Annotated in this window: 13 protein-coding genes and 1 tRNA gene; 3 read left to right on the plus strand and 11 right to left on the minus strand. The window is 55.3% G+C overall.

All coding sequences use genetic code 11. The features are described from left to right. Window positions 1-562: 562 nt before the first annotated feature. Window positions 563-2,146 (plus strand): recombinase family protein, encoded by a 1,584-nt coding sequence (locus ACYCZ5_RS13215; RefSeq protein ID WP_461545299.1) that lies wholly within the window; start codon window positions 563-565, stop codon window positions 2,144-2,146. Here ACYCZ5_RS13215 and ACYCZ5_RS13220 read toward each other — a convergent pair. Together ACYCZ5_RS13220 and queG are read right to left on the minus strand one after the other, a co-directional pair. After that, window positions 2,103-2,179: transfer RNA gene (locus tag ACYCZ5_RS13220), tRNA-Met, on the minus strand. The genes ACYCZ5_RS13215 and ACYCZ5_RS13220 overlap by 44 nt on opposite strands. Before the next feature lie 49 nt (window positions 2,180-2,228). Continuing rightward, window positions 2,229-3,305: a tRNA epoxyqueuosine(34) reductase QueG gene (gene queG, locus ACYCZ5_RS13225; protein ID WP_461545300.1), complete on the minus strand. Its 1,077-nt coding sequence runs from the start codon at window positions 3,303-3,305 to the stop codon at window positions 2,229-2,231. 63 nt (window positions 3,306-3,368) lie between these two features. Here queG and tsaE point away from each other — a divergent pair, with 63 nt between their 5' ends. Both tsaE and ACYCZ5_RS13235 read left to right on the plus strand, forming a co-directional pair. Beyond that, window positions 3,369-3,764 (plus strand): tRNA (adenosine(37)-N6)-threonylcarbamoyltransferase complex ATPase subunit type 1 TsaE, encoded by a 396-nt coding sequence (tsaE, locus tag ACYCZ5_RS13230; RefSeq protein WP_461545267.1) that lies wholly within the window; start codon window positions 3,369-3,371, stop codon window positions 3,762-3,764. Then, complete coding sequence (locus tag ACYCZ5_RS13235; protein WP_461545268.1) at window positions 3,746-5,029, plus strand: N-acetylmuramoyl-L-alanine amidase; 1,284 nt, start codon at window positions 3,746-3,748, stop codon at window positions 5,027-5,029. The genes tsaE and ACYCZ5_RS13235 overlap by 19 nt, the downstream gene beginning before the upstream one ends. Before the next feature lie 4 nt (window positions 5,030-5,033). On the opposite strand, the gene cysM is transcribed toward ACYCZ5_RS13235, so the two are convergent. The 9 genes from cysM to ACYCZ5_RS13280 all read right to left on the minus strand — a co-directional run bounded on the left by cysM (window position 5,034) and on the right by ACYCZ5_RS13280 (window position 12,123). Next, window positions 5,034-5,921, minus strand: a complete 888-nt coding sequence (gene cysM, locus ACYCZ5_RS13240; RefSeq protein WP_461545269.1) for a cysteine synthase CysM — start codon at window positions 5,919-5,921, stop codon at window positions 5,034-5,036. A gap of 65 nt (window positions 5,922-5,986) precedes the next feature. Beyond that, window positions 5,987-6,961 carry a cysteine synthase A gene (gene cysK, locus ACYCZ5_RS13245; protein ID WP_461545270.1) on the minus strand — a complete coding sequence of 325 codons (975 nt, stop codon included), beginning with the start codon at window positions 6,959-6,961 and terminating at the stop codon, window positions 5,987-5,989. 156 nt (window positions 6,962-7,117) lie between these two features. Next, window positions 7,118-7,381, minus strand: coding sequence for a ComEA family DNA-binding protein (locus ACYCZ5_RS13250; protein ID WP_461545271.1), 264 nt, complete (start codon window positions 7,379-7,381; stop codon window positions 7,118-7,120). A 58-nt stretch (window positions 7,382-7,439) separates the two neighbouring features. Continuing rightward, complete coding sequence (gene rfaD, locus ACYCZ5_RS13255) at window positions 7,440-8,438, minus strand: ADP-glyceromanno-heptose 6-epimerase (RefSeq protein WP_461545272.1); 999 nt, start codon at window positions 8,436-8,438, stop codon at window positions 7,440-7,442. Window positions 8,439-8,550: 112 nt separating this feature from the next. After that, window positions 8,551-9,495, minus strand: coding sequence for a D-glycero-beta-D-manno-heptose-7-phosphate kinase (rfaE1, locus tag ACYCZ5_RS13260; RefSeq protein WP_461545273.1), 945 nt, complete (start codon window positions 9,493-9,495; stop codon window positions 8,551-8,553). Next, entirely contained in the window at window positions 9,492-10,208 is a 717-nt protein-coding gene (gene pyrF / locus ACYCZ5_RS13265) for an orotidine-5'-phosphate decarboxylase (protein WP_461545274.1), read from the minus strand. The genes rfaE1 and pyrF overlap by 4 nt, the downstream gene beginning before the upstream one ends. Continuing rightward, complete coding sequence (gene lapB / locus ACYCZ5_RS13270; RefSeq protein WP_461545275.1) at window positions 10,205-11,380, minus strand: lipopolysaccharide assembly protein LapB; 1,176 nt, start codon at window positions 11,378-11,380, stop codon at window positions 10,205-10,207. The genes pyrF and lapB overlap by 4 nt, the downstream gene beginning before the upstream one ends. A gap of 9 nt (window positions 11,381-11,389) precedes the next feature. Then, window positions 11,390-11,686 carry a LapA family protein gene (locus tag ACYCZ5_RS13275; protein WP_461545276.1) on the minus strand — a complete coding sequence of 99 codons (297 nt, stop codon included), beginning with the start codon at window positions 11,684-11,686 and terminating at the stop codon, window positions 11,390-11,392. A gap of 149 nt (window positions 11,687-11,835) precedes the next feature. Beyond that, complete coding sequence (locus tag ACYCZ5_RS13280; protein ID WP_461545277.1) at window positions 11,836-12,123, minus strand: integration host factor subunit beta; 288 nt, start codon at window positions 12,121-12,123, stop codon at window positions 11,836-11,838. Between the last annotated feature and the right edge of the window lie 2 nt (window positions 12,124-12,125).

Here is a 12,125-nt window from a genome sequence, read left to right on the forward strand (position 1 = left end):
CTTTTGAGTTTCAGTGTAATAGATGCGTGGTCGTTGTTTCATCTGCAACACTCCTTTCGCTTTCGCTAAGTTTAGTGTGTTGCGTCGACGGATTGAATCCGCACCGAATAACTGTCTGTCGCATCCTCGGCCAAAGCAGTTATTCTGTAATTTTTGTAGTTCTACCTTCATCGATTCATCTCCCTCTCTTCTTCTCCCGCTTCTCTTTCTCAATCTGCTTTCCAATAATTACACCCACCCCCACTACTAATAGCACTGGCAAAAGGATTGGCATCACTCTCAATATCTCACTCAAATCTTCCTCCATCCCAAATTGCTCCCCACCAACAAATAGTGGCGAGTAGTGAGAAAAACCGCAACTTCTCAAACTCCAAACCCCGACGATCTTTCTTAAGATTGCTCCATGAGTTTGACACCTGCACATATCTCCCTTCTGCACCTGCTTGCAAAGCAAGCGGTGAGCGAGCATCTAACACAACAAACCCAGCAACCAAGGGCTGAAGCAGGGGAGCATCCAAATCCCCCCGTTTCACAACAGGCCAACGCAAGGTAATCTGTCGCAATGCGAACCGCCACTTATTGCCGCTACTCGGATGACGCTCAAAGCGTAAATTCGATTCGAGACCAGCTGCGGAATGTTGAAGAATATTGCGCCAGAGTGGGCTGGCCGCAGCCTACCCTGTACCAAGACAAAGCGATAACCGGCTCGCGCACGGATCGCCCCGGCTACCAAGCAATGATGGAAGCAGCCCTAGCCGGATTATTTGATGTGCTGCTGGTCGATGACCTCTCCCGCTTCGCACGCGACTATCTTGAATCCGGCCAAGCCGTCCGCTTATTCAAGTACAAGAACATTCGATTGATTGGCGTAAGTGATGGTGTTGACACAGACCGAACCGGCTACAAATTAGAAATAGGCATGCGCGGCTTGATGGCCGAGCTCTATCTAGATGACTTGGCAGAAAAGACGCATCGCGGGCTTAAAGGACTAGCACTTGAAGGCTACAGCGCAGGTGGACTACCCTTCGGTTACTCATCTACTCATGATGGCCACGGCAGCAGCCGCTCCATCAATGAGGATGAGGCAAAGTGGGTTCGCTGGATATTCGAGCGTTACGTCGCAGGAGATTCCCCTCGCACGATTGCTGCATCCTTGAATGATAAAGGCATCCCCTCCCCTAGAGATGGGAAGTGGTCACCATCTGCCATTTACCCAGACCAAAAGGGCGTTGGCATATTGGCCAACGATCTCTACAACGGCCGCCAAATTTGGAACAAAACAAAGTGGGTAAAAAATCCAACAAATGGGCGCAGAAAGCGTACAGAACGTCCCCAGTCCGATTGGGTTATCACCGAACACCCTGAGCTGCAAATTATTGACGATGAAACGTGGGCGGCTGTTAAAGCAAGAATACAAGCTACCCGCAATAAGACTGCAGGCATGCGCGAGAAACAGAAGAGTGCCGCAGCAAGTGGTGGACGTGGCCCCCGCTACCTATTCAGCGGTCTGCTGAAGTGCGGTTGCTGTGGAGGGCCGTATGTAATCGTGGATCGCTACCGGTACGGCTGCAATATCCATAAAGACAGGGGAGTTGCGGCTTGTGCTAACAGCACCAAGATTGCTAGGGAGAAGGTGGAAAATATTCTGCTGGAAGGTATCAAGAAAGACCTGTTGTCTGAAGAGGCATATCGACAGTTTGAGCGAGAAACCCGCCAGATTCTCAAAGATATGCAACCAGACCCTACGGAAGCTCGCAGGAAGGTCGAGAAAGCCCGCAAAGAGGCCGAGAACATCCTAAATGCCATCCGGCAGGGGATTATCACCCCATCTACCAAACGAGCGCTTGAGGAGGCCGAGGAAGCCGCTAAAACTGCTGAAGCTGAGTTGAGTGCCATCCTTGCCTTTCAGCCGACACAGATCCTGCCTCGTGCAAGAGAGATTTTCAAAGGGATGGTGGAAAAGCTGGAATGCATCAATGATGTTGCCGCCGCAAGGGAGGCCATCCGTGCCATTACTGGCGATATCACACTGACTCAGGAAGACGGAGAGCTATACGCAGAACTAACAAAGGGTGGCATAGCCACCCTTAGTCAGATAACGTTGGTTGCGGGGGCAGGATTTGAACCTACGACCTTCGGGTTATGAGCCCGACGAGCTGCCAGACTGCTCCACCCCGCGTCAGTTGAGGGACGGCATTCTATAGACGCACCCACATCAGGTCAAGAACTTAATCCTGTTTATGTTCAACCTTGCGCTGCAAAGCCCACTCGACATGCTCTCTAACAAGAAAGGATTCATGTTGCGACCTTGCCTGCAAGGCCTGCAGACTCTCCGCAGTTGCCGGTACATTACCTAGCGCCACTGCGATATTCCTCAACCACTGCTCGTATCCAATACGATAGATCGGACTGCCCGCCATGCGCGTACGAAATGCTTCTTCGCTCCAAGAGAACAACTCGATGAGCATTATGTCATCGAGCTTGTTGCGTACCGAAAAGTCCGGTTCTATGCTTTTCACCGCAAATCTATTCCATGGGCAAAACAGTTGGCAATCGTCACAACCATAGATGCGATTCCCTATTAGCGGCCTTAACTCGTGAGGGATGCTGCCCTTATGTTCGATAGTCAGATACGAGATACAGCGCCGCGCATCCACTATATATGGCGCTGTGATGGCCCGCGTCGGGCATACATCCATACAGGCGACGCAAGTTCCGCAATGACTTTGCTGCGCCACATCCGCCGGTAGCGGAAGGTCGACGAATATCTCACCCAGAAAGAACCACGAGCCCTGCTCACGCGTAAGCAACAACGTGTGCTTCCCTCGCCATCCCAGATGCGCCTTCTGCGCCAACTCCACTTCCAGCACAGGGGCACTGTCCGTAAAAACGCGACACTGACAGTCGACAACATCCCTGATCTTCTGCGCCAACTTTTCCAATCTGTTTCGCAACACCTTGTGATAATCACGACCCAGCGCGTAGCGGGAAACATAGGCACGGGAAGGATCAAGCAATACCGCCTCGGCAGCATGACTGATCTCAGGGAAATAATTCATGCGTACAGAGATCACGCGCAATGTGCCCGGCAGCAACTCTGTCGGACGCGCCCGTTTCACCCCATGTTTTGCCATATAATCCATGGCACCGTGATGGCCGTCCGCTAACCACTGCAGCAGATGTGCTTCCGCCTCACCCAGGCTGGTATCCGAAATACCAACAGCCTGAAAGCCAAGCTCGCTGCCCCATGCTTTGATGCGCAAGGCAAGTTCATCCATTTCCAACCGGGGATCACTATTTTGCATGACTCGAATCATAGCCCAATAGTTCTGCCAAATGAGGAGGCCACTGCCGCCTTTGCATTGCGATTGGCTCATGCGATCCGCCCCGGACTGGTGATCTATCTGCGCGGAGATCTCGGCGCCGGCAAGACCACGCTGGTTCGGGCCTTGTTGCTGGCGCTTGGATATAAGGGGCGAGTCAAAAGCCCGACCTACACTCTGGTTGAAAGCTACGATGTGAGAGGGCTACACTTGCGGCATTTCGACCTCTACCGTTTTCGAGATGCCGATGAATGGGAAGAAGCCGGATTCCGTGACGAGTTCGACGCACACAATATTTGCCTGGTTGAGTGGCCGGAACAGGCAGCCGGACTATTACCCGAGGCCGACCTCAGTCTTACCTTTGAGATACTTCAGGATGGCCGTGAGATTTTCCTGCACGCCTATACTGAAGCAGGGACGAAATGTTTGAACGCACTCTAAAGTCTGTTTTCCTGCTGTTATTGGTATGGGCTGGTTCCGCCCATGCAGAGATACCCGTCACTTCCGCCCGCCTCTGGCCCGCACAGGATTACACGCGCCTCACGCTGGAATCGAAATCCGCCATCCGCTACAAGCAATTTACCCTCTCCAACCCGGACAGATTGGTCATCGACCTTGATGAGATCGAACTCGGTGCCGCCTTGAACGAACTGCCCAACAAGGTCAGCAAAGAGGATCCATACATCAGCAGCTTGCGCATAGGGCGCTTCAAGCCCGGCATCGCCCGGCTGGTTCTGGATCTGAAATCACAGGTCAAGCCACAGTTATTCAGCCTGAAACCTGTCGGAGAATATGGGCACCGGCTGGTTCTGGATATTTATCCCGCCGTCCCTGTCGATCCCTTGATGGCCTTCGTGGCACAGCAACTTGCCGCAAGCGAGCCAGTCGCCAGCGATTCCAATACAGAAACCACCAAAACAGAAGATGCGGCGCTGGCAACACAGCCGCCTGCCGCTTCGGCGCCACAACCCTACCCGGAATTGCGCAATCGCGTGCTTGTCATCGCTCTGGATGCGGGGCATGGCGGAGAAGATCCGGGAGCACTTGGACGCAGCGGGACGCGCGAGAAGGATGTGACACTGTCCATCGCGCGCGAGTTAAAAGTCCAGATAGATGCGACCCCGGGTATGCGCGCGGTACTCATTCGAGATGGCGATTACTTCATTCCCTTGAGCGGTCGAGTAGAAAAAGCACGCCGAGCGCATGCGGATCTATTCGTCTCCATACACGCCGACGCCTTCGTCAAGCCGCATGCACGGGGGTCGTCCGTATTTGCATTGTCAGAGGGGGGCGCCACCAGTGCCAGTGCGCGCTGGCTCGCCAAGAAAGAGAACGAGGCCGACCTCATCGGCGGCGTGAACCTCGCAGTAAAAGACCCCTACCTTGCCCGCACCCTGCTCGACCTGTCACAAACAGCGACCATCAATGACAGCATGAAGCTGGCCAAGCATGTTCTGAATGAATTGGGCGGCATCAACAAACTACACCGGGGCCGCGTGGAACAAGCCGGATTCGCCGTCCTCAAGTCGCCGGACGTTCCATCCATCCTGATAGAAACCGCATTCATCAGCAACCCAACCGAAGAGAGCAGGCTGAAAGATCGGAACTATCAACGCACGATGGCGAGCGCGATCCTCAGCGGGATCAAACGTTACTTCGCACAAAACCCGGCATTATCCAAGCGCAGAGTTGCGCTGAATGAATAGTCGATCAGGCAGGGAATACACCCGTAGACAAGTAGCGATCACCCCGGTCGCAGACGATAAAAACGATAGTGGCGTTTTGCACCTGCTGCGAGAGACGCATTGCGATGCTCAACGCTCCACCTGAAGATATCCCGCAGAATATCCCCTCTTCCCTCGCCAGACGGCGCGTCATTTCTTCCGCATCCTGCTGCCCCACATATTCGATACGGTCGATGTTTCTCGGATCGTATATCTTGGGCATATAGGCTTCCGGCCACTTGCGAATACCCGGTATTTGCGCCCCATCCTCCGGCTGAGCCCCGATGATCTGGATCGCGGGATTCGTTTCCTTGAAGAATCGTGCGTTGCCCATGATGGTGCCGGTGGTACCCATACTGCTGACAAAGTGCGTGATCCTGCCCTGGGTATCGCGCCAGATCTCCGGCCCCGTACCTTCGTAATGCGCCAAGGGATTATCAGGATTTCCGAATTGGTCGAGGATGATGCCGCGACCTTCGTCGCGCAACTTTTCTGCCGTATCGCGCGCTAACTCCATGCTGCCCACCTTGGGTGTCAACACCAGCTCGGCACCCAAAGCACGCATGGTCTGGCGGCGTTCCACACTCTGATTCTCAGGCATCACCAAGATCATCTTGTAACCGCGCATGGCGGCGGCCATCGCCAGCGCGATACCGGTGTTGCCACTGGTCGCCTCGATCAAGGTGTCGCCGGGCTTGATGCTGCCACGTGCTTCAGCATGTCTGATCATGGACAGTGCCGGCCTGTCCTTCACCGAACCGGCAGGATTGTTGCCCTCCAGCTTGGCGAGGATGACATTGGACGTGTCACCGGGTATGCGCTTAAGCCTGACCAGCGGTGTATTTCCGACATAGTCTTCCAGAGTCTTGTACATGGCTTGTTCCATAGAGGGGTTATGCCTGCATGATAAATGCAGGCACCTTCCTTTGCACTGCGGCTTTAGAGGGCGATGCCCGAGGCGTCGAACAATCCTTCGAACAGGATGGAACTCAGATAGCGCTCTCCCGAGTCCGGCAGGATCACTACGATTATCTTGCCCGCGTTCTCGGGTTTCCGAGCCTGACGAACCGCAGCCGCCACTGCTGCCCCACTTGAGATTCCGGAAATGATGCCTTCTTCCCTGGCCAGTCGACGTGCGAACAACACTGCATCCTCGTTCGTCACCAGTTCGACCTCATCCACCAAAGACAGGTCCAGCGTGCCCGGCACAAAGCCTGCGCCTATGCCCTGAATCTTGTGGGGGCCGGGCTTAAGTTCCAGTCCTGCACGCTTTTGCGTCAGGATCGGACTGGCAGCCGGCTCGACTGCCACAGATTTGATCGCCTTGCCTTGAGTGTTCTTGATATAGCGTGACACACCGGTGATCGTGCCGCCGGTACCCACACCTGCCACAAAGATGTCGATCTTTCCGTCGGTATCGTTCCATATCTCCGATCCCGTGGTCGCTTCATGGATCGCCGGATTGGCGGGGTTCTCGAACTGCTGCAGCAACACGTACTTTGCATCGGACTCCGCAATCTCCTTCGCCTTGGCGATCGCGCCACCCATACCCTTGGAACCTTCGGTCAGCACCAGCTTTGCACCATAGGCGACCAGTAACTTGCGCCGCTCGACGCTCATCGTTTCGGGCATGGTCAAAGTAAGCGGGATGCCGCGTGCAGCGGCCACAAAGGCCAATGCAATGCCGGTGTTGCCGCTGGTGGGCTCGACGATCTCCTTGCCCGGGCCGAGCAATCCCTTCTGCGTTGCATCGTCGATCATTGCCACACCGATGCGATCCTTCACCGAATAGGCCGGGTTGCGCCCCTCGATCTTGGCAAATATGGCGGCAGGCGCCCCATCGCCGATCTTGTTCAGTTTGATCAACGGCGTACGGCCCACAACAAGCGAATTATCTGCGAACAACTTTGACATCCCGAACTCCTGAAAATGAATAGCGACGATGGCTGCATTATAGGCAGAGCCCATCATTACCGATAATCACATTTTCCTATTTTGTTATTCCAATCGAGCATAAATGAAAATCCGCCCGGCTACAGGCCGGGCGGATCGATGGTGAGCCGCGAAAGACTATTTCTTGTCCGGCTTGCTCACGGTGAATTCACTGCGCAAGCGCTCCACCGTCTTCTTGCCGAATCCCTTTACATCATCAAGCTCTTCCACGCGCTTAAAGGGACCGTGCTGCTTTCGATGCTGAACGATAGCCTCGGCTTTCGAGGCACCGACACCCTTCACGGCCTGCAACTCCTCCACGCTCGCCGTATTCAAATCGACCGCCGCGTAGAGTGAACCGGAAAACAAAAGTACCAACAGGGATTGCAACAGCTTCTTCATCACTTTCTCCTTTCGAAGTTGGCGACCTAAGTCGCGGGTTGCATACCCTCCTCCTGTTTTACTTCGACTTCTCCAGCATGTAATTTACGTAATTCGCCGTGCCTTGCTCCACGGTCAGGAATTGCTCCGCATAGCCGGCTCCACGCATCGCCGACATATCGGCCTGGGTGAAACTTTGATACTTGCCGCGCAGCGCATCCGGGAACGGGATATAGCGAATGATCTGCTGCTGCAGCAATTGCTCCAGCGTCAATACCGGCTCTCCGTTCGCGGCACGCAAGGTATTGATCGTCGCCACGGCCACATCGTTGAAGCTCTGCGCGGTACCCGTGCCAAGATTGAAGATGCCCGATTTCTCAGGGTGATCCAAGAAGTGCATATTGACCTTGACCACGTCTTCGACTGACACGAAATCGCGGAGCTGTCCGCCGTTGGCATAGCCATCACAACCCTCGAACAACTTCACATGCCCATCTGCCCGATACTGGTTGAAGAAATGGTATGCGACCGAGGCCATCCGCCCCTTGTGCTGCTCACGCTGTCCGTACACGTTGAAATAGCGGAAGCCCACGATCTGCGAAGTACGTTCTGCCCAGCGTCTACGCACCACCTGATCGAACAAGAACTTGGAATAGGCATAGACGTTCAGCGGTGATTCGTATTCACGGCTTTCCTTGAAAACGCCGCCGCCGCCATAGACCGATGCGGACGAGGCATACAAGAATGGCACTTCTTCGCTTTGGCAATGATTCAGCAACTCAAGGGAATAACGATAATTGTTCTCCATCATGTAACGGCCATCCGTTTCCATGGTGTCGGAGCAAGCACCTTCATGCAATACAGCGGCGATCTCGCCATCGAGGTCTCCGCCTACCACACGTTCGATGAAGTCCTCCTTATCCATGAAGTCGGCGATCTCGCAATCCGTGAGATTCAGGAACTTGTCGGCCTTCTTCAGATTGTCGACCGCGATGATGTCGGTCACGCCACGCTCATTCAGCGCCTTGACCAGGTTGGAACCAATGAAACCTGCTGCTCCGGTTACCACGTAGTACATGCTATCTCCTTGAAATAGAAGGATGGATCACCCCCCTCTTTCCCTTCGCTATGCACGGAAGGGTATTACATTAACCATGCTTACTGCAAGGCTTTATTGAGTCGAACAGCACTCAGTCCTGCTTCTTCATATCCTGCAGAATCTCTTCGCGCGAAACCACAGCCGTACCCAGCTTGGCCACCACCAAGCCGGCTGCACGATTGGCGATGCGCACCGCCTCTGCCATATCCGCGCCGCTCGCCAGCATCACCGCCAAGGTGGCGATGACCGTGTCACCGGCACCGCTCACATCGAACACTTCGCGCGCCAGCGTCGGCTCGTGCAATATGCCCTGCTCGCGGAACAATGACATACCTTCCTCGCTACGCGTCACCAACAAGGCCTCCAAGCCCAATTCACTACGCAGCTTCTGTGCTTTTTCGTTCAACTCCGCTTCGCTCTTCCAGTTCCCGGCCACATCACGGAACTCGCTACGGTTCGGTGTAAGCAGCGTTGCGCCGCGATAGCGCTCGTATTCGTCCCCTTTTGGATCGACCAGCACCGGCTTGCCGGCTGACCGTGCCAACCGGATCATTTCGGCGATATGGGTCAAGCCGCCCTTGCCGTAATCGGACAGCAACACCACATCGCAGTCCGGCAGCTTGCTACGGAAGTCGGCCAGCTTGGCCTGCAACACCTCGTGACTCGGCGGCGTTTCGAAATCGATGCGCAACAATTGCTGCTGACGCGCGATGGCACGCAGTTTGACGATGGTGGAAAAACTCTCGTCGCGATGCAACAAAGCGTCGACTCCACCCTGTGCAGTCAGCAGTCGTTGCAGGCAGTCACCCGCCTCGTCCGCGCCGACCACCGACAACAGTGTGCAATGCGCCCCCAGTTCGGCGATATTGCGCGCCACATTGGCGGCACCGCCGGGACGCTCTTCTACCCGGCTCACTTTCAGCACCGGCACCGGCGCCTCCGGCGAGATGCGGCTGACATCGCCGAACCAGTAACGGTCCAGCATCACATCCCCGACGACCAACACCCGCGCTTTATCGAACGATGGCAGCTTCATGCCACATCTCCTGTCTCTTTCAGAATGTCTTGCAGCGCCTGCAATGGATCAGGCGCTTGCGTGATCGGGCGGCCGATGACCAGATAGCTGGAACCCGCCTGCAGCGCTGCCTGCGGCGTCATGATGCGCGATTGATCGTTTGCCGCCGCATTCGCCGGGCGTATCCCCGGCGTCACCAGACAAAAGTCCTTGCCACATTGCTGGCGCAGCGTTGCCGCTTCCTGCGCCGAACACACGACTCCATCCAGACCGCTGTCCCGAGTCAGTTGCGCCAGACGGGATACCATCTGTGCCGGGCTGGCCTCGATGCCGATCCCATGCAGGTCTTCCTGCGCCATACTGGTGAGGATTGTCACTGCGATCAGTTTCGGTCGTTGCGCGTGATTCGCCAGCGCCTCACGCGCCGTCTCCATCATCTTGCGGCCACCCAAGGCATGCACGTTGACCATCCACACGCCCAATGCCGCCGCCGCCTTGCAGGCTTGCGCAGTGGTATTGGGGATGTCGTGAAACTTGAGATCGAGGAACACTTCGAATCCGCGCTGCTGCAACTTCTCGACCAGTTGCGGCCCGGCAGCGGTGAACAATTCCTTGCCGACTTTCAGTCGGCACAAAGCCGGTTCAAGCCGCTCGGCCAATGCCAAGGCGGATGCCGCCTGCGGAAAATCCAGCGCGACGATGATCTTCGGGTCTAGTTGTGCGGCGGTACTCATGCGATCAATCCATTCTCTTCACTGCGTTTTGGCGAATAGCTTTCCCAACTGTGGCACGCGGGGCAATGCCAATAGAACTGTTTAGCCTTGAAGCCACAATGTCCGCACCGGTACATCGCAAGGCTGCGAGTGCGGTTGTGTATGAGCGATTTCACCAGCTCGACATCGCCGCGCCGCTCGCCGGTCATCTTCATCAATTGCGCCTCGAGCAGCTTGTCCAATCCCAGCAGCGTGGGGTTACGCTTCAATTCATTGAGCACCATCTGATAGGCAGCCTCGGGGCCATCCGTCGCGACCAGCGCCTCAAACAGCACGTTCATAAGATCCAGCGAGGGGTGCTTTTGCAAATAGCTGCGCAGCAATTCCACACCTGCCGACTCGTTACCGCCCTGCTGGAAAGCGTGCAATATGCGCTCTGCGACCAACGGCAAGTATTGCGCATCCTGCGTCTCTACTGCCTTCCATATCTCGATAGCGCGCGCCGTATTCCCTGCAGCCAATGCGATATCGCCCAGCTTGATGCTGGCGCGCACCCCTTGCGGATCGACCGCGAGCGCCTGCTCCAGATGCACGACAGCGGCATCCACTTGTTTGTCCGCACATTCGCGCTCGGCCAACTCGCAGTAAAAGAACGACGCCTGTCTTGCATAAGACTTGCCGGTCAAAGTAGCTAGTCGCTGGCTGATATCGATCGCCTTCAACCAGTCCTTCTCCTTCTGGTATATCTCCAGCAGGAACTCCAGCGCAGCTTTTTCGTGGGATGTGCCATTCAGACCGTGGAATGCCGTCTCGGCCCGATCCAGAATGCCGGCCTTCAAGTAATCCTGCGCCAGTTCGAACAAGGCTTGCTGACGCTTTTCTTCGTCCAAGTCGGCGCGTTCATATAGGTTGAGGTGCATACGTATCGCGCGGTCCACCTCACCGCGGCGACGGAACAGACTGCCCAGCGCAAAGTGCAACTCTATCGTTTGCGGATCGACTTTGACGACTTCGATAAAGGCCTCGATAGCCTGATCCTGTTGCTCATTGAGCAGGAAATTCAACCCCTGAAAATAGGAGCGCGGCAGTGAGCTGGATTCAGACAACAGCTCTTTGATATCGACACGTGCTGCCAGCCATCCCATGCCGAAGAACAGCGGGAATACCAGCAACATCCAGGGTTCAAAATCCATCTTGTATTTTCAGGAAGAATGTTCGGAAATATCTGTTTGATTCTCAGCACTGCGCCCGGATTGATTGAATTGCGGCTGCGCACGTGCATGCGCCAAATCGCTACGCAAACGCACGACTGTATCGAGCATCGCCAGCATGCCCAAAACGACTCCCAGAACCAGAAAGCCAAACAACGCGACCACCAGCGGCGTCTGCCATTCGTAACCGAACAGATAGCGTAGCGTGACGATCTCGTTGTTCTTCATCGCAAAGCCCAGCAATGCGACAAATAGCAGGATCCGCAGCAACCAGGTCAAATAGCGCATGCTTTAATTTTCATCATCGAATCGGGGTGCAAAGATAGCACGAACACGCAATTGTTTCTCGCGGGGATATTGCCCCGTGAGCAATAACTCGCAAAAAAATTGGCGGCGCATCTTGCGATGTGCCGCCAATCTTTCAATCACTTGCTACTTCAGGATTGAGGGTAATCCACGCGTTCCCGCAGTTCCTTGCCTGCCTTGAAGTGAGGCACGTACTTGGCTGGCACCTGAACCTTGTCACCGGACTTGGGATTGCGTCCCAAACGCGGCGGGCGATAGTTCAAGGCAAAACTGCCAAATCCGCGAATCTCGATACGTCCGCCTTCAGACAACGTGGCGGACATACTGTCCAGTATCACCTTGACCGACAGCTCGGCATCCTTCCCCAACAGCTGGGGATGACGCTCTGCCAGTCTGGCGATCAGATCGGAACGTGTCATGC

Source organism: Sideroxydans sp., assembly GCF_054604835.1.